The organism is Polaromonas naphthalenivorans CJ2 (genome assembly GCF_000015505.1).
In the GTDB taxonomy this organism is placed as follows: domain Bacteria; phylum Pseudomonadota; class Gammaproteobacteria; order Burkholderiales; family Burkholderiaceae_C; genus Polaromonas; species Polaromonas naphthalenivorans.
Genome location: NC_008781.1, coordinates 4,218,615 through 4,234,516, shown reverse-complemented (window position 1 = coordinate 4,234,516; position 15,902 = coordinate 4,218,615). Strand labels below are relative to the sequence as shown.

The window sequence follows — 15,902 nt, the reverse complement described above, 5'->3', positions numbered from 1 at the left end:
TGCTGTTTGCGCACGATACGCTTGCGCTTGCAGCTATAAAAAAAGGAGCAATGCCGGCCAGCCTGCTACGCGCAGGCCTGCAGCGCCTTGCCCGCCAGCTGGGGCTTGAGCGCATCGAGCCAGGTGCGCATGGCCGCATCGGCCGCCGGCACCTTCAGCCACAGGCTGGGCAGTTCGGGCCGCTCCAGCGTCACCCGGGCGCTGCGCAGGCCGCGCTCGTTCATCTGGTCCAGGGCTTTCTCGGCCTCGGCCCTGGAGGCAAAGCTGCCCAGCGACAGGCCGGGATTGAGCACCGGACTGAGCGGCGGCTCGAAGGCCAGGTCAAGCTGCTTGAGCATGACGCGCTTGCGGTTCATGGCTTCCTTGCTGATGTATTTGCCCATGTAGATGATCCAGCGCACCGAGTCGCCGCTGCTGTCAAACGACCAGCTGCCTTCGGGCAGGCCGCCCTGCAGGCGCGGGCGCAGGGCGCGGGCCTGCTGTTCGGTGAACACGCCGACCTGCAGGCACTGGGTGTCGGAAGGAGGCTCCTCCGTGATCGCCGCTGTGCGAGCGGCGTGAACGGGCGGCTTGTCAACGGGCGGGGCCGTGCGCGGCTGGATCAGCTGCATGGCTTCGGGCCGGATCTGCTGCGCCAGCCGCTCGGGTTCGGCCTGACGCGCGGGCGCCCAGCCATAGGCCGCCAGCAGGCCCTGTCCCCAGGCGAAATAAGCCGCATTGGCCAGCAGCAGGCCCAGGACCAGCGCTCTCAGCACGGCGGTGTGCCTCCGGCCACGGGCCGCACGCTGACTTCGGAGCTGCTCACTTCCACCATGCCGCCCGCCGTATGCACGCGCAGGGCGCCGTTCTCGGCAACGCCGTGGGCCGTGCCCCGGCTGCCGTCCGACAGCTGCACCTCGCGGCCGGACAGCACATCGCGCAGTCCGAAGCGCACCTGGAACGGCTCGAAGCCGAACTGCTCGAAGGCCTGCACCGCCTGCACCAGCGCCGGCACGATGCGCAGCAGCGCTTCGGCAGCGTCGATGCCGCTGTCCAGCTCCTGCAGGCCGCCGGGCGCCACGGCGGCCAGGGGCGTCTCGGCAGAGTCCGCCAGCGCCACCGGCCGGATATTGACGCCCACGCCGATGACCACGTAACGCAGGCCGTCCCAACTGGCGGTTTCGACCAGGATGCCGGCCAGCTTGCGCTCGCCCTGCGGCGTGGACAGCCATAAATCGTTGGGCCATTTCAGGCCGATGCGCGGCCGGCCGGCATGGCGCGCCTGGCCGGCTGCGGGCGGCTCCAGGCTTTCGGCCACGCTGATGCCGACCGCCAGCGACAGGCCAGACCAGTCCGCCGGCTGCAGCGGCAGGCCCAGCGAAAACATCAGGCTGTCGCCGCGCCGGCCTTGCCAGCTGCGGCCCAGCCGTCCGCGTCCGGCGCTTTGCTGCTCGGCCACCAGCAGCAGCGGTTCGCGTTGCGGCGGCGTGCCGGGGCCGCCCTTGAAGCGGCGCATCAGCTCGCTGTTGGTCGAGTCGATCTCGGGCAGCACCTCGACCGTGAAGCCGGGTAGCAGGGGCGCCACGGCTTCCCAGATGGCTTCGGCGGGCCAGCGGATGGGCGGCAGCAGGGACGGTGAAGAGGTCATGAGGGTTTCCGGCGAAAAACAGGGTTGAAACAGAGGGGATGCCGGCATGACGGATTCAGTCTTTGCGGCTGTTGTTCTTTTTGCTTTTGGTTTTGGGTTTGGGTGCCAGCAGTGTGCCCCGGCATTGCGGCGCGCCGCACCAGCAGGGGTAATCGGCCAGCAGCTTCGGGGTGTAGCGGGCGTCGATGATCAGGCCGTAGTCGTAGAACAGCTCTTCACCGGCCGCGATGTTGCGCAGCGCCTTGATGAACACGCGCCCGCCGGTTTCATCGGCCTCGCAGTTGGGCTGGCAACTGTGGTTGATCCAGCGCGACGAGTTGCCGCCGAACTTGGCGTCGATCACATGCGCTTCGTCGATGTGAAAGTAAAACGTGTGGTTGGGCTGGGCCGGGTCGTGCGGATGGCGGCGCAGCGCCTCGGGCCAGCTGATGACCTCGCCCGTGTATTCGATCAGCGTCTCGCCTTCGGCCAGGTCCTGCAGCGCAAACACGCCCTTGCCGTGAACGCCCGAGCGGCGCGTCTGGATGCGGCGCTTGTCGCTGCCGGCCACAGGCGGCGCAGGGGAGGCAGAGACCTGTTTTTTGGACACGGCGGTTTTTTTGGTATGGTTAATTCATGTGTGTGCGTGCGCACCAGCGCGCATGCATGCGCGGGAAAGCGGTATTGTAGTGACGAGCCTTGGGCCTTTGCTGACAGCCGCTTGTCCAGCATCAGGGATAGAAAAAAGCCGCTTTGGCGCAAGGCGGGGACAGCGTTCCCCGAAGATGAAAAGTCAGAAAAATATTTATGAAAACACTGGTAATTGCCGAAAAACCATCGGTCGCGCAAGACATCGTGCGCGCCCTCACGCCCACGGCGGGCAAGTTTGAAAAGCACGACGAGTACTTTGAAAGCGACGACTGGGTCATCACCTCCGCCGTCGGCCACCTGGTCGAAATCCAGGCGCCCGAAGAGTTCGACGTGAAGCGCGGCAAGTGGAGCTTTGCGAACCTGCCGGTGATTCCGCCGTACTTCGACTTGAAGCCGATGGACAAGACCAAGACGCGGCTCAACGCCATCGTCAAGCTGACCAAGCGAAAAGACATAGGCGCGCTGGTCAACGCCTGCGACGCGGGCCGCGAGGGCGAACTGATCTTCCGGCTGATCCAGCAATACGCCAAGAGCAAGCACCCGGTCAGGCGGCTGTGGCTGCAGTCGATGACGCCGGCGGCCATCCGCGACGGCTTTGCCGCGCTGCGCAGCGACGCGCAGATGCTGCCGCTGGCCGACGCCGCGCGCTGCCGCTCCGAGGCCGACTGGCTGGTCGGCATCAACGGCACGCGCGCCATGACGGCCTTCAATTCGCGCGACGGCGGCTTCTTCCTGACCACCGTCGGCCGGGTGCAGACGCCGACGCTGTCGGTGGTCGTCGAGCGCGAGGAAAAAATCCGCAAGTTCGTCAGCCGCGACTACTGGGAAATCCACGCCCTGTTTTCGGCCGAAGCCGGCGAATACCCGGGCAAATGGTTCGACCCGAAGTTCAAGCGCGCCGCCGCCAATGCAGACAATGCCGAGCCCGACCCCGAGCTGAAGGCCGACCGGCTGTGGACCGAGCGCGAGGCGCGCGCGATTGCCGACGCGGTGCGCGGCCAGACCGCCACGGTGACCGAGGAATCGAAACCCACCACGCAGGCGCCGGGGCTGCTGTTCGATTTGACTTCTTTGCAGCGCGAAGCCAACGGCAAGTTCGGCTTTTCGGCCAAGACCACGCTGTCGATTGCGCAAAGCCTGTACGAGCGCCACAAGGCGCTGACCTACCCGCGCACCGACTCGCGCGCGCTGCCCGAGGACTATGTGCCGGTGGTGAAGCAGACCTTCGAGATGCTGGCCACGAGCGGCATGAACCACCTCGCGCCGCATGCCGCGACGGCCCTCAAGGGCAATTACATCAAGCCGACCAAGCGCATCTTCGACAACGCCAAGGTCAGCGACCACTTCGCCATCATCCCGACACTGCAGGCGCCCAGCGGCCTGAGCGAGGCCGAGCAAAAGCTCTATGACTTGGTGGTGCGCCGCTTCATGGCGGTGTTTTTCCCGAACGCCGAATACCTGGTGACGACGCGGATTTCGGTGTCGGTCGGCCACAGCTTCAAGACCGAAGGCAAGGTGCTGGTCAAGCCGGGCTGGCTGGCGATCTACGGCAAGGAAGCTGCCGCCGAAGTGCCCGAGGCCAAGGAAGGCGACAAGGGCCAGAGCCTCGTGCCGGTCAAACCCGGCGAGCGCGTCGGCGTCGAGGCCGCCGATGCCAAGGCCCTGAAAACCCGCGCGCCCGCCCGCTACAGCGAAGCCACGCTGCTCGGCGCGATGGAAGGCGCGGGCAAGACGATTGACGACGACGAGCTGCGCGAAGCCATGCAGGAAAAAGGCCTGGGCACGCCGGCCACCCGCGCCGCCACGATTGAAGGCCTGATCGCCGAAAAATACATGCTGCGCGAAGGCCGCGAGCTGATCCCGACGGCCAAGGCCTTCCAGCTCATGACGCTGCTGCGCGGGCTGGATGTGCAGGAGCTGTCCAAGGCCGAGCTGACCGGCGAGTGGGAGTTCAAGCTCGCGCAGATGGAACACGGCAAGCTCAGCCGCGAGACCTTCATGGCCGAGATTGCCGCCATGACGAAGAACCTGGTCGCCAAGGCCAAGGGTTACAGCCGCGACAGCGTGCCCGGCGACTATGCGACGCTGCAGGCGCGCTGCCCGAACTGCGGCGGCGTGATCAAGGAAAACTACCGCCGCTATACCTGCACCGGCGCCACCGGCGACGGCGAAGGCTGCGGCTTCAGCTTTGGCAAAACGCCGGCCGGCCGGACCTTTGAGCTGGCGGAAGTCGAGCAGTTTTTGCGCGACAAGAAAATCGGCCCGCTGGAGGGTTTTCGCTCCAAGGCGGGCTGGCCGTTCACCGCCGAGATGGTGCTCAAGTTCGACGAGGAAACGAAAAACTACAAGCTCGAATTCGATTTCGGCGACGACAAAAATGCCGACACCGGCGAGATCGTCGATTTTGGCGACCAGGAATCCCTGGGCGCGTGCCCGAAATGCGCCGCTAACGTGTACGAGCTGGGCAAGAACTACGTCTGCGAAAAATCCGTGCCCACGCTGGAGCAGCCGACGCCAAGCTGCGACTTCAAGACCGGCCAGGTGATCCTGCAGCAGCCCATCGAGCGCGAGCAGATGAGCAAACTGCTGGCCACCGGCAAGACCGACCTGCTCGACAAGTTCGTCTCGATGCGCACGCGCCGCGCCTTCAAGGCCATGCTGGTGTGGGACGCGGAAGCGGGCAAGGTGAATTTTGAATTCGCCCCGTCCAAGTTCCCGCCCAAGCCGGGCGCGGCGCCCAGGGCCGGCGCTGGCACGATCAAGACGCCGTTCGGCAAGACCGTGGCGGTCAAGGCTGCGGCCGCGCCGGCTGCGAAGAAAGCCGCGGTCAAGAAAGTGGCCGCCAAGAAATCAGCCGCCGCCAGCGACAAGCCCAAGGCGGTTCGCAAGGCGGCCGCGCCCGGCGCCGGCCTCAAGCCCAGCGACGCGCTGGCCGCCATCATCGGCAGCGAACAGGTCGCGCGTCCGCAGGTCATCAAGAAGCTGTGGGACTACATCAAGGACCAGAACCTGCAGGACCCGGCCAACAAGCGCGCCATCAACGCCGACGCCAAGCTGCTGCCGGTGTTCGGCAAGCCGCAGGTGACGATGTTCGAGCTGGCAGGCATCGTGGGCAAGCATTTGAGCTGAGGCTTGGGTGGAAGCGGGCGGCTATCTTTTTGATAGCTGCCTGCGCAGGCGGGGTGTGCGCAAGTGCGGCTTTTGATGCTCAAACTACGGGCAAACCCGCTGCGGCCCGCCTCAAGCCGCCTGCAACTGCAAACCCTTTGTGGCCTGCCAGCGCCCCTGCTTGTCCACCACCAGCACATCGACCTGCCACTGCCGCGCCAGGCGCAGCGCGCCTTCGAATCCGGCGACGAACATCACCTTGGTCAGCGCGTCGGCCAGGGCGCAGCTGGGCGCGGCGACGGTGACGCTGGCGAGTTCGGCGGGCGAGTAGCCGGTGTGCGGGTCGAAGATGTGGTGGTGGCGCTTGTCCGCGCTGAAGCTGCATTCGTTGTCGGCCGACGTGGCGACGCTGCGGCCGTCCAGCGCCAGCCGGGCCAGCAGCGCCGGTTCGTGGCGCGGGTCGGCCAGCCCCAGCAGCCACGGGCGCGTGGCTTGCGGGTTGCCCAGCGCGGTCCATTCGCCGGTATTGACCAGGGCGTGCCGGATGCCGCGCGCCTGCAGCCCGGCGCGCACCCGGTCGGCGGCAAAGCCCTGGGCGATGCCGTTCAGGCTCACGCCCATGCCGCGCTGGCGCAAGCGGATTTCGCTGCCTGAGATGGCGAGTTGCTGCCAGCCCACGGCCGCCCGCGCCTTTGCCACGTCAGCCGGCGACGGCAGTGTCCCCGAACGCGCGGCGGCCTCGAACACCGCCCACAGCGGCTGCACGGTGACATCGAAAGCCCCCTGGCTGCGCCTTGATACCGATTGCGCCAGTTCCAGCACCGCCACGAGGTCGGGATGCGGCTGGCGCAGCACGCCGTCCTGGTTGAGCCGCACCAGCGCGCTGGCCGGGTTGAACAGGCTCATCTGGTCTTCGATGTGGCGGATGGTGGCAACGGCCGCGTCCAGCGCGGCTTCGGCCTGCGCGGCGTCGGCATGCGCCACCTTGAGCGTCAGCGTGGTGCCGAAGCCGAGCAGGGCGCGCTCACGCCATTGGAGCGTGGCCGCGTTGCCCGTCAACCCGGCCAGTGCGGCGCCCAGGCCCAGGCTGGACTGCAGCAAAGTACGGCGTTTCATGGGGTGGCTCCTTCATGGCGTTTGCCCGCTTCGCCGTGGCGCAGCACGGTGATCGGGATGTGAACACGGGGCTTGGGTGGCGCAGGCGGCTGGCGGTTTTTCAGGATCAGCGGCACGCACAGGTCTTCGTTGCTGTAGATCGCCACGCAGTCCAGGCACTGGAAGCATTCGTCGTAGTCGATCTGGCCCGGCTTTTCAATCGCCTGGTAGGCGCAGGCGCTGCGGCAGCGCTGGCAGGGCTGGCCGCACTCGGCGCGGCGCGTGAGCCAGTCAAAGCGGCGCAGCCGCCCCAGCACCGCCATGCCCGCGCCCAGCGGGCACAGGTAGCGGCAGTAGCTCTTGTAGAAAAAGGCGCTCATCACGATCAGGGCGACGGCCCACAGCACGAAGGGCCAGGCGCGGTTGAACAGCAGCGTGATGCTGGTCTTGAACGGCTCGACCTCGACCAGCCGGTCGGCCCAGGGCACGGAAACGCAGGCCACGCCCAGAATCACGGCCAGCACCACGAACTTGAGCTTTTTGAGCTGCGCGTCCACGCGGTCCGGCACCTTGCGCTGGCGCAGGCCGAGCGCATTGGCCAGCTTGCTGACCAGCTCCTGCAGCGCGCCAAACGGACACAGCCAGCCGCAAAACGTGCCCCGGCCCCAGGCGACCGAGGCCACGGCCACCGCGCCCCACAAAACCACCGTCATCGGGTCGTACATGAAAAAATCCAGGCTGCGCCCGGCCAGCAAGGCCTGCACCAGCGCCGTGAGGTTGACCACCGAGAGCTGGCCCTGCGCGTACCAGCCGATGAACAGCAGCGTGAACAGCAGGTAGCCGGTGCGGAAATACGCCAGCCGCGCCGGGCTGCGCGACACCCAGGCCGGCCGGGCCAGCGCCCAGGCCAGCAGCCCCAGCCCGGCCAGCAGCAGCGCCAGCTCGCCGCTGCGCTCGCGCCAGGTCGCGTGCCAGGTCTTGTTGTCGGCATGCGCCGCCTCGAAATAGGCCTCGGGCAGCGCCGCGCTGAAGGCAAAGTCGCGGCTGACCTGCTCGGGGTAGATCTGGCCTTTGCTGCGCGTGATGCGCAGCTTGAAGTTCAGCGCCTGCGCCGGGTCCAGCCCGGCCGGCGCGTTGATGCGCAGCACGCGCCACTCGGCGCCCTGCAGCGCGGGCGGGAGTTTGAGCGTGGCGTCCAGGTCGAGGTCGCGGATTTCCATCGGCAGGCTCTCCTGCTGCAGCGTCAGCCGGTCGGGTATCGCGCCCCGGACAAAATCCTCGCCGACGAACGAGTAGCGGCCGCTGCCGATCACCAGCAGTGCATGGTCGCCCGGCTCCAGGCGGCGCTGCAGATAGGCCCAGCCCTGGGCGTCCAGCAGGTTGCGGCCCACGGACGGCACGCTCAGGTAGGCGACGTGCAGGTCGATGAAAGGCTCGCCGGGCGCGCGGCGGCCTTCGGCGTCCTGGCCTTCGCCCACGCTGCCCTTGAAGGCCTGCTCGATGTCGCCGTTGCTGAAATGCTTGGCGGTGATGAGGCCCGCCTGGGTCAGCGCATCCCAGTCCATCGCCGCGAACACGCCCTGCCGGACGCGGGCGATCAGGTCGGGGTCGCGGCCCTTGGCGTAGCCCATCCTGGCCCGTGCCACCTTGAGCGAAGCCGACAGCAGGCTCTGGTTCAGGATGCGCACCGAAGCCGTCGCCTTGGCCACGCCGTCGATGTACACGTTGGCGCTGCCGGCTTTGGCGCTGTTGTTGCTGGTGTTGCCGCCGTTGCCGATCTTGATGTTCTGCGTCAGGGACCGGCCCTTGTACTGGCGCACGAAGTCGAGCATCGGCCCTTCGCCCAGTCCGTCGAGAAACACCGGCTCGTGCTGCGAGAGCACGCGCACGTCCATGAACGCGCCCTTGGCGTCGAGCGCGACCAGCAGATTGAACGGCGTGCCGGAAAAGCCGGGAATCGGCGCCAGGTCGATGGACTCGAACACATAGGCGACCACCGGCGTCGCCGTGCCGTCCTGCTTCAAAATCGGCCAGACGGGCAGCTCGCGCTCCTTCTCGCCGACGATCAAGGGCGCGGGAAAAGCCTTGAGCATCGCCTCGCGCGTCATCACGCCGGCTTGGGCCGGCAGCAAGCCCGGCAGCAGGAACAGGATCAGCAGCGTCAGCAACACGGGCAGAACCCTGCGCATAACCGGGTCCGGCCCGCTGGCCTGCCCGTCGTTCGTCCAGGCGTGTTTGCCTGAGGTCATTCGGCTGTCTCCTGGTGTACGCTTTTTATAGAGTGCCAGCGGCCTGTCCCGGCGCGGCAGGTCTGCCTTCGGCATTCGAGGCGACCGGCTCATCTTTGTGCAAAACGCATGCCATTCGCGCCGTCAGGGGCATGCGCCGTGAAACCGGCAACGGCTCCATCGAAAGGCCGGCCAAGTGCTGAATCCCTGAACAGCTGTTCAAGGCGCATGTTCCTATTTTCAGCAGTGCCGCTTCAAGAGGGCGCGCGGCCGGCCTTGCTGGCGGCCACGGCCCCGAGGAAGTCCTTCAGCACCGCCGCGTCGTCAATCGTGTCCGAGCCGGGCCGGTGGAATTCGGGGTGCCACTGCAGCGCGGCGATGTAGCTCTTGGCCGGATCCTTGCGGCGTATCGCCTCGACGATGCCGTCGGTCACGCTGAAAGCCTCGGCTTCGAACTCGGGCGACAGATCCTTGATGGCCTGGTGGTGGATGCTGTTGACGCGCACCCGCTCCACGCCTGGATACAGGCTTGACAGCCGCGTTCCCGGAACGATATCGACGCTGTGAAAGTTCAGGTCGTAGGTGTCGGCGTCGCGGTGAAGGAAGGCGCCCCGCACCTGCGTCGTGATGTCCTGGTACAGCGTTCCGCCAAAGGCCACATTGAGCAGCTGCAGCCCCCGGCAGACGCCGAACACCGGCTTGCCCAGCGCTTCAAAGGCGGCGACCAGCGCCTTGTCGTACTCGTCGCGCACCCGGTCGCCCGACCATTGTTCATTCAGCGGGGTTTCGCCATAGCTGCCGGGCCACACATCGGCGCCGCCGTGCAGCACCAGGCCGTCGAGCCACTGGGCGTAATGCGCATAGGTCACGTCGCCGCGCTGGGTGCTGCCGGTCGGGCAGGGCACCATCACGACCATCGCGCCCGAGGACATCAGCCAGTGCGCAATCGACTGCTCGACATACTGCAGCGTCTTGCCGGAAAACAGCGAACGGCTCGGATCGGCATGCGAAAAACACGCTGAAAGGCCAATCTTCAAACGGCGGGATGCGGGCATGGTTTCTTGGGTGGTGAGAGGAATGGAGTCATGGCGATTTTTAACGCGCGTCTCATGGCTAGCGCCGGTCATTCCGGCTGGACAAGCTACTGTGAAAGTTTGCGCCTGCAGGCGTCTGGCGGCTATAGGACGATGACCCATTGTGGCGCTGCCGCCGCGCCTGGCAATCGTTGCGACAGCGCCAGAATGCTATTAATAATATAGCTGTACACGCATGTGGCTATTGCGCAAAAGCCTTGTTTGATGCTATTTTTGAGTCGCCGGGGCCGCTTCAGCCCATGCCCACGAAACGCAGCGTCACGCGCGTGCCCGGCGAATCCGGGTGGCCCGGCAGGTCGGCGTCTTCTATCGTGATGGCAGCGCCGTGCTGCTGCGCGATTTCCTGCACGATGGCCAGCCCCAGGCCCGAGCCATCGACGTTGGTGCCCAGCGCGCGGTAAAAGGGCTGGAACACCAGTTCGCGCTCGGACTCCGGAATGCCCGGCCCCGAGTCCTCGACGATCAGCACCAGGATGCCGCTGAAGCGGTCCACCATCAGGCGCAGCGTGACATGGCCGCCCTGGGGCGTGTAGTTGATGGCGTTGTCCAGCAGGTTGCGCACCAGCTCGCCGAGCAGGGTCGGGTTGCCCTGAAGGGAGGTCGCCTGCTCGCCGGCCTCGGGGCCGTCATAGCCCAGGTCGATCTTCTTTTCCAGCGCGCGCGGCACCGAGTCGGCCATGATCTCCGAGACGATTTTCACCAGGTCCACGCGCTGCTTGGCCAGTGCGCGGCCGGTGGTTTCGGCACGCGCCAGCGCCAGCAGCTGGTTGACGGTATGCGTTGCGCGGATGCTGGCCTGGCCGATGTGCCTGAGCGAATTCTTGAGCTGCTCGGCATCGGTTTCGCGCTGCGCCAGGTCGGCCTGCATGCGCAGCCCGGCCAGCGGCGTCTTGAGCTGGTGCGCGGCATCGGCCAGGAAGCGCTTCTGGGTCGATAGCGACACCTTGAGCCGGCTCAGCAGGTCGTTGACCGAATCGACCAGCGGCACCACTTCCTCGGGCACGCCGGTTTCATCGAGCGGGCTCATGTCGTCCGGTTTTCGGGCGCGGATGCGTTTTTCGAGCTGCGCCAGCGGCTTGATGCCGCGCACCAGCGCCAGCCACACCAGCAGCACGGCCAGTGGCAGCGTGACGAACTGCGGCACCATCGTTCCCTTGACGATCTCGGTGGCCAGCGTCTTGCGCTTTTCCAGCGTCTCGGCCACCTGCACCAGCACCGGAAGGTTCGCCGGCGTTGCGCCCTTCACGTCCACCTTGATCCAGGTGTAGGCCACGCGCACCGGCTCGCCGAGGATGACATCCTCGCGCAGCCGCACTTCACCGTCGCCCAGTTTTTCCTCATCGGGCGGCGCGGGCAGGTCGTGCTCGCCGCTCAGGTATTCGCCATGCGTTCCCATCACCTGGTAGTAGATCAGGTCGGTGTCATCGGCGCGCAAGATTTCGCGCGCCGGCGCCGTCAGGTTGAACTGGACCAGGTTGTTCTTGACCACCAGCAGCTTGGCCAGCGCCTGCACGTTGTATTCAAGCGCCCGGTCGAAGGGCTTGCCAGCAATGTTTTGCGCCACCAGCCAGGTCAGCACCAGGCTGATCGGCCACAGCAGCAGCAGCGGCGTGAGCATCCAGTCCAGGATTTCGCCAAACAGGCTGCGCCGCTCGCGCTGAAAGAGTCTTAAAGCCAAGCGGTTTCGTGCTCAGTCAGCCTGGAATCTTTTCGAGGCAATAACCCAGCCCGCGCACGGTGGCGATGCGCACCGGCCCTTTTTCGATTTTCTTGCGCAGCCGGTGGATGTACACCTCGATGGCGTTGTTGCTGACTTCCTCGCCCCATTCGCACAGGCGCTCGACCAGCTGGTCCTTGCTGACCAGGCGGCCGGCGCGCTGCAGCAGCACTTCGAGCAGGCCCAGCTCGCGCGCCGACAGCTCGACCATATGGCCGTCAATCGTGGCCACGCGGCCGGCCTGGTCATACACCAGCGGGCCGTGCTTGATGGTGCTGCTGCCGCCGCCCATGCCGCGCCGCACCAGGGCGCGCACCCGCGCTTCGAGTTCCTGCAGCGAAAACGGCTTGGCCATGTAGTCGTCGGCGCCGTAGTCCAGCCCCTTGACACGCTCTTCGACGCTGTCGGCCGCCGTCAGGATCAGCACCGGCAGTGTCGATCCGCGCGCGCGCAGGCGCTTGAGCACTTCCAGCCCGTGCATGCGCGGCAGGCCCAGGTCCAGGATCAGCAGGTCGAATTCGGTGTTGGTCAGCAGCGCGGCGTCGGCCTCGGTGCCGCTGGCCACATGGTCTGCCGCGGCGCCGGACGCGCGCAGGGTGCGCAGCAGGCCGTCGGCCAGAACCTGGTCGTCTTCGGCAATCAGAATACGCATGGCTTGTCTCCAGAAATCAGCCGCATCAAGACGTGCGGAGTGATGGTTTTTTTCTCTTTTGAATTTTAGGCCTCAAGGTGGGTAACCATGCGCCATGCCCCTGACAAGGTTGTCAGGGGGGCACGCCGGGCTGCTCGGGCTCTGTCAAGGCACGGCGTACGCTTCGAGCCCCAGCGCCACCACGGTCGCGACATCGTCGCCCACGGCCTGGCGGAACTCGTCTTCGGCCTGCACCACGGCGCAGCGGAAGGCTTCCAGCCAGGCCAGGCCGGATTCGGTGAACACCACGCGCCGCGCGCGCCGGTCATGCGGATCGGCGTCGCGCCTGACGATGCCCCAGGCTTCGCACTGATCGACCAGGTCGCCCATGGCCTGCTTGCTCATGCCGGCACTCAGCGCCAGGTCGGTCAGGCGCGAGCCGCCGACGGCCAGGTGGCGCGTGATGTGGATGTGCGCCGCGCCGACCTGGTCGCGCGCCGCCAGGTTGGACAGCGCCAGCGGTACTTCCACATTGCTGGCCATGAGCGAGAGTACGCGCTCGTCAAAACGGCGCAGGGCTTCACCCATCAGCCGGCCCAGATGGGTCAGGCGCCAGCTGGTGTCGTAGCCGGCATGGGCGCTTGAAATGGTGGTTTCGTGCATCAGGTGAATGCTACTTTATCCAGCGGCATTTCGTCAGGCAAACTGACCAAAAACAGGGTTTACTTCTTTCCATGTTGCCCATAAAGTACTGTTCATGCACCCAGTACTTCCATCGGGAAGCTTACTGAAATACTGGTGAAAAGTACGTGCAGAACTTTTCATCCCATTGATTTTTAAGGAAATTTTTCATGGACGCACCGATCAAAGCCCCCACCGCCCTGAACACCGAGAAAGCCCGGGCGCTGGCCGTCGCGCTGGCCCAGATTGAAAAGCAGTTTGGCAAAGGCACCATCATGAAGCTGGGCGCCGGCGAGGTGATCGAGGACATCCAGGTGGTCTCGACCGGCTCGCTGGGCCTCGATATTGCGCTCGGCGTCGGCGGCCTGCCGCGCGGCCGGGTGGTCGAAATCTACGGCCCCGAGTCGTCGGGCAAGACCACGCTGACGCTGCAGGTCATCGCCGAGATGCAGAAAATCGGCGGCACCTGCGCCTTCGTCGATGCCGAGCATGCGCTGGACATCCAGTACGCGCAAAAGCTCGGCGTCAACCTGCAGGAGTTGCTGATCTCGCAGCCCGACACCGGCGAGCAGGCGCTGGAAATCGTCGATTCGCTGACCCGCTCGGGCGCGGTCGATCTGATCGTCATCGACTCGGTCGCGGCGCTCACGCCCAAGGCCGAGCTTGAAGGCGAAATGGGCGACTCGCTGCCCGGCCTGCAGGCGCGGCTGATGAGCCAGGCGCTGCGCAAGCTGACGGCCACCATCAAGAAGGCCAACTGCATGGTGATCTTCATCAACCAGATCCGCATGAAGATCGGCGTGATGTTCGGCAGCCCCGAAACCACGACCGGCGGCAATGCGCTGAAGTTCTACGCCTCGGTGCGTCTCGACATCCGCCGCATCGGCTCGATCAAGAAGGGCGACGAGGTCATCGGCAACGAAACCCGCGTCAAGGTGGTGAAAAACAAGGTGGCATCGCCGTTCAAGATGGCCGAGTTCGATATTCTGTATGGCGAGGGCATCAGCCGCCTGGGCGAAGTGCTTGATCTGGGCGTGGCCAACCATGTCGTCGAGAAGGCCGGCGCCTGGTATGCCTACCGGGGCGAGAAAATCGGCCAGGGCCGCGACAACTCGCGCGAATTCCTCAAGGAAAACCCGGCGCTGGCCATCGAGATCGAAAACAAGGTGCGCGAAGCGCTGGGCATTCCGCTGGTGCAGGCCGCGCAAGGCAGCGCCGAGCCTGAAAAGGCGGCCAAGCCCGAGAAAGTCGAAAAGGCTGACAAGCCGGTGAAAGCGGTGGTTGATAAAACGCTCGCTGCACCTTTGGCGCCCGTCGCTTCCTGACCCGATTTTTTATGCAAAATCAGGGTTTTTCGCAGACTGGGCATGCGCAAGCAGCTATTAAAAAGATAGCTGTATCGCATGGCGCAGTTCCGCTCATCCGGGAACTGCGCGGTGAGTGAAGCCAAACCTGCCTCCCGGGCAGGCTTTGGCCTGTCGCTCAAGGGCCGCGCCTTGCGCTATCTGGCGGCCCGGGAGCATTCAAGGGCCGAACTGGAGCGCAAGCTAAAACCGCATGAGGAAACGTCGGGCCAGCTGGCGCAGGTGCTCGACGAGTTGCAGGCCAAGGATTTCATCAGCGAGGCGCGGGTGGTCGAATCCGTGATCAACCGCCGCGCCGCGCGCTTCGGCGCTTCGCGCATCAAGTACGAATTGCTGAACAAGGGGCTGGGCGCAGAGGCTGTCGCCGAAGCGGTGAACAGCCTCAAGGGCAGCGAACTCGAACGCGCGCAGGGCATCTGGCGCAGGAAATTCGACGGGCCGGCGCTGGACGCGGCCGGCCGGGCCAAGCAGATGCGCTTCCTGGCCGCGCGGGGTTTTGGCGGCGACGTGATTCGCCGCGTGGTGTCGCAGGCGGAGGAGGATTGAGACACGGGGCTCTACAACCAGCCGGGGCCGTGGAACCGGCTTTGCCGGGCCACAGGCGCAGCGGCCCCCTCGGGGGGGCAGGGATCTACACGAAGTGAGAGACCGTGGGGGCTATATCCCCAGCATCAGCTTCAGGTTCTGCACCGCAGCGCCCGATGCGCCCTTGCCCAGGTTGTCCAGCCGCGCCACCAGCACCGCGTGGTGATGGCTGTCGTTGCCAAACACGCGCAGTTCCATCTGGTTGGTGTCCTTGAGCGCCAGCGCATCGAGCTTGCCCGATTCGGGTGCGGCTTCAACCGTCACCCATTCGCTGCCTTGGTAATGTGCGGTCAGCGCGTCGTGCAGTTGCGCCGCGCTCGGCTGGCCCGGCAGCAGGTCCAGGTGCAGCGGCAGTTGCACCAGCATGCCCTGGATGAAGTTGCCGACCGACGGGATGAACACAGGGCGGCGGCTCAATCCGGTGTATTTCATGATTTCGGGCAGATGCTTGTGTTCCAGGCCCAGGCCGTACAGCTCGAAGGCGGGCGCGGTGCCGGCTTCGTAAGCCTCGATCATCTGGCGTCCGCCGCCCGAGTAGCCGCTGACGGCTGGCAGGCTCAAGGGGAAGTCAGGCGGCATCAGGCCGGCATCGACCAGCGGACGGATCAGCGCAATCGCGCCGGTGGCATAGCAGCCCGGATTGGCCACGCGGTCGGCCGCCATGACGGCCTCCTGCTGGCCCCGGACCAGCTCGGGAAAACCGAACACCCAGCCCGGCGCCGTGCGGTGCGCGGTCGAGGCGTCGATGATCTTGGGCTTTTTGCCCGGCAGCGAATCAATCATGGCGACCGATTCACGCGCCGCGTCGTCATGCAGGCACAGGATGACCAGGTCCACCTGCGCCATCAGGTCACGCTTGGCGGCCGGATCCTTGCGCAATTCGGGCGCGATGCTGACGAGTTCGATCTGCGGCATGGCCTGCAGGCGTTCGCGGATTTGCAGGCCTGTGGTGCCGGCTTCTCCGTCGATAAAAATTTTGGGCATAAAAGGCTTTCAGTAACAACGCAGAAACCAAACATAATTATTTATTTTGGATTTCCTGCAGGTGTAAGGTAGGTTGAAGATTTGTGCGTCGCACCATGATACAGTTCCGGGTTGCTGCCCGCAGTAACCGCTAACATGCTGGTTTTGAGCCGATATGG

At 65.6% G+C, this 15,902-nt stretch carries 13 protein-coding genes; 3 read left to right on the top strand and 10 right to left on the bottom strand.

The annotated features are described in order from the left end of the window. Positions 1-65: 65 nt before the first annotated feature. From PNAP_RS19770 to PNAP_RS19760, 3 genes are read right to left on the bottom strand one after another with little or no spacing between them, the layout of a single operon-like run. The gene (locus PNAP_RS19770; RefSeq protein ID WP_011803327.1) at positions 66-755 is read right to left on the bottom strand and encodes an SPOR domain-containing protein; all 690 of its coding nucleotides are present in this window, start codon (positions 753-755) and stop codon (positions 66-68) included. Then, complete coding sequence (locus tag PNAP_RS19765) at positions 749-1,627, bottom strand: biotin--[acetyl-CoA-carboxylase] ligase (RefSeq protein ID WP_041376837.1); 879 nt, start codon at positions 1,625-1,627, stop codon at positions 749-751. Before PNAP_RS19765 ends, PNAP_RS19770 begins: the two co-directional genes overlap by 7 nt. Positions 1,628-1,682: 55 nt before the next feature. Then, a complete protein-coding gene (locus tag PNAP_RS19760) occupies positions 1,683-2,216 on the bottom strand; it encodes an SET domain-containing protein (RefSeq protein ID WP_011803325.1) in 534 nt (177 codons plus the stop codon). Between the two features lie 197 nt (positions 2,217-2,413). Here PNAP_RS19760 and PNAP_RS19755 point away from each other — a divergent pair, with 197 nt between their 5' ends. Continuing rightward, complete coding sequence (locus tag PNAP_RS19755; RefSeq protein WP_011803324.1) at positions 2,414-5,386, top strand: DNA topoisomerase III; 2,973 nt, start codon at positions 2,414-2,416, stop codon at positions 5,384-5,386. A 111-nt stretch (positions 5,387-5,497) separates the two neighbouring features. On the opposite strand, the gene PNAP_RS19750 is transcribed toward PNAP_RS19755, so the two are convergent. From PNAP_RS19750 to PNAP_RS19725, 6 genes are all read right to left on the bottom strand, one after another. Further along, complete coding sequence (locus PNAP_RS19750; protein ID WP_011803323.1) at positions 5,498-6,481, bottom strand: FAD:protein FMN transferase; 984 nt, start codon at positions 6,479-6,481, stop codon at positions 5,498-5,500. Further along, positions 6,478-8,709, bottom strand: a complete 2,232-nt coding sequence (locus PNAP_RS19745) for a 4Fe-4S binding protein (RefSeq protein ID WP_011803322.1) — start codon at positions 8,707-8,709, stop codon at positions 6,478-6,480. The genes PNAP_RS19750 and PNAP_RS19745 overlap by 4 nt, the downstream gene beginning before the upstream one ends. A gap of 233 nt (positions 8,710-8,942) precedes the next feature. Continuing rightward, positions 8,943-9,743, bottom strand: a complete 801-nt coding sequence (locus tag PNAP_RS19740; RefSeq protein ID WP_041377488.1) for a gamma-glutamyl-gamma-aminobutyrate hydrolase family protein — start codon at positions 9,741-9,743, stop codon at positions 8,943-8,945. A gap of 271 nt (positions 9,744-10,014) precedes the next feature. After that, positions 10,015-11,400 carry a sensor histidine kinase gene (locus PNAP_RS19735; RefSeq protein ID WP_157040442.1) on the bottom strand — a complete coding sequence of 462 codons (1,386 nt, stop codon included), beginning with the start codon at positions 11,398-11,400 and terminating at the stop codon, positions 10,015-10,017. Positions 11,401-11,476: 76 nt separating this feature from the next. After that, a complete protein-coding gene (locus tag PNAP_RS19730; RefSeq protein WP_011803319.1) occupies positions 11,477-12,151 on the bottom strand; it encodes a response regulator in 675 nt (224 codons plus the stop codon). Between the two features lie 144 nt (positions 12,152-12,295). Next, a complete protein-coding gene (locus tag PNAP_RS19725; protein WP_011803318.1) occupies positions 12,296-12,793 on the bottom strand; it encodes a MarR family winged helix-turn-helix transcriptional regulator in 498 nt (165 codons plus the stop codon). Between the two features lie 188 nt (positions 12,794-12,981). On the opposite strand from PNAP_RS19725, the gene recA reads away from it, so the two are divergent. Beyond that, positions 12,982-14,136, top strand: coding sequence for a recombinase RecA (recA, locus tag PNAP_RS19720; RefSeq protein ID WP_011803317.1), 1,155 nt, complete (start codon positions 12,982-12,984; stop codon positions 14,134-14,136). Positions 14,137-14,214: 78 nt separating this feature from the next. Beyond that, positions 14,215-14,721: a recombination regulator RecX gene (recX, locus tag PNAP_RS19715; protein WP_011803316.1), complete on the top strand. Its 507-nt coding sequence runs from the start codon at positions 14,215-14,217 to the stop codon at positions 14,719-14,721. Positions 14,722-14,832: 111 nt separating this feature from the next. Here the strand turns inward: recX and argC are convergent, their stop codons facing one another. Then, entirely contained in the window at positions 14,833-15,744 is a 912-nt protein-coding gene (gene argC / locus PNAP_RS19710) for an N-acetyl-gamma-glutamyl-phosphate reductase (protein WP_011803315.1), read from the bottom strand. Positions 15,745-15,902 lie beyond the last annotated feature (158 nt).